This is a genomic window from Mesorhizobium sp. M4B.F.Ca.ET.089.01.1.1, from assembly GCF_004022605.1.
Taxonomy (GTDB): Bacteria; Pseudomonadota; Alphaproteobacteria; order Rhizobiales; family Rhizobiaceae; genus Mesorhizobium; species Mesorhizobium abyssinicae.
In genome coordinates this window covers 1-1,491 of the sequence record NZ_RZOS01000805.1, presented here as the reverse complement: position 1 = coordinate 1,491, position 1,491 = coordinate 1, and the positions used below count along the sequence as shown (strand labels likewise).

The following is a 1,491-nucleotide window of genomic DNA, read 5'->3' as shown; positions in this document are numbered from 1 at the left end:
GTTCTGGAACACTATGGCGATGTCGCGGGCTGCTGCCGAGCCCTCTTTATCGACGACCACACAATTTGAGGAGGGACTCCCGCGACGAATCGCGCTGGACGCTCATCCTCACCGGTGTCGAGGGCCGGACAAAAGGTGTCTATCATGCCATAATGAAATATTGTGACTACTTTTGCCCTGGCGCTATTGATCCTCCAGCGCAGATGCTTTGTTTTATTGGGACAAAAAACGGGAACAGTTTGAAGAGGGCGTTGAGCCTAGCAAAAAACAACCAAGCTTCGCACAGATGAATTGCTTATTGGCGGGCCGGCGGACCTCTGCTTTGCGCCGCCCAGGTCTTCGTTGATCCTTGGTCGCATGCAGCAGCGATATCCAGGAGCTGTCGAAGTATGAGATGCCTCGCGCAGCAAGACCAGGTTGTTGCACCGCTGCTAACTAACCCATGATCTGCCGCTTTATTTCCGGAAGCAGATCGGTTCGAGCGCGGCTCGAGGAATGCCAGGAGCCAGTCACCCGTCGAGCTGCGAGAACCGGTGCACGCGTCATTGGGGTGGCAATATTAGGATATTGCATTCTTGCAAGAAATTACTTAGCGTGCATCTTGAGGGCCAAGGGAGTGGTTCCCGATTGTGGTCCGCGGAAACGAACGGGAGGAAACAAGATGACTATAATGGGCTATCGCTTGGGTCGGCGGGGCTTCTTGACCGGCATGTTGGGGATGTCGTCGCTGCCACTACTTGGGTCGTTGCCGGCGATGGCGCAGGATGGGACGCTGACGCTGTTCGGCGATGGAGACGGGAGTGATTTCCAGACGCTCCTCGCTGCGTTCGAGAAGGTATCGGGCATGAAGGCTCGCTGGGAGGGCGTGCCTTTTGCCGACCTCCAGAACACTCTAGTCCAGCGCTTCCGGACGGGGAATTCCGGTATCGAGGTCTTCCTCGTAGACCCGACTTATGTACCGATCTTCGCCAAGGCGGGCATGTTGAAGGACTTGACGAGTGCCTTTGGAGAAAAGACCAAGGGCGTGCTGTTCCCCGGCGATGTGCAGGGCGCTACTTACAAGGGTAAGATGCTGTCGATGCCGATGTGGGAGTCAACGCAGCTCCTGTTCTTCAACAAGAAGCTTCTGGCCAAAGCGGGTGTTGAAGCCCCGGGTGTCTCGCCCGAGGCGCGCATGACCTGGGAGGAGCTCATCGCGCTTGCCAAGAAGGTCCAGGCGGCCGGAGCCGAGATTGGCCTCTCATTCGAGCAAGTCGATCGCTACTACCAGCTACAGATCCTTCCGGAGTCGCTTGGCGGTGGGCCGGGCGTCAAGGGTGACGACCTGCTGACCGTGGACGTGGCCAACGATGCCTGGCTGAAGGCAGGAAAATGGTATGGAAGCATCTACGCCGATGGCGTGGCTATGCGTGCTTCAGCCGGCACCCAGGAAATGCGCGATCTGTTCATGGCTGGCCGGCTCGCATTCTTTGTGGGCGGGACCACGGGGGG

1 protein-coding gene is annotated in these 1,491 nt (G+C 57.9%); it reads left to right on the top strand.

Translation table 11 applies throughout. The features are described 5' to 3' along the window. Positions 1-709 precede the first annotated feature (709 nt). Positions 710-1,491 (top strand): extracellular solute-binding protein (locus EN780_RS34045; protein ID WP_245500211.1); only part of this gene is annotated, 782 nt, incomplete at its 3' end.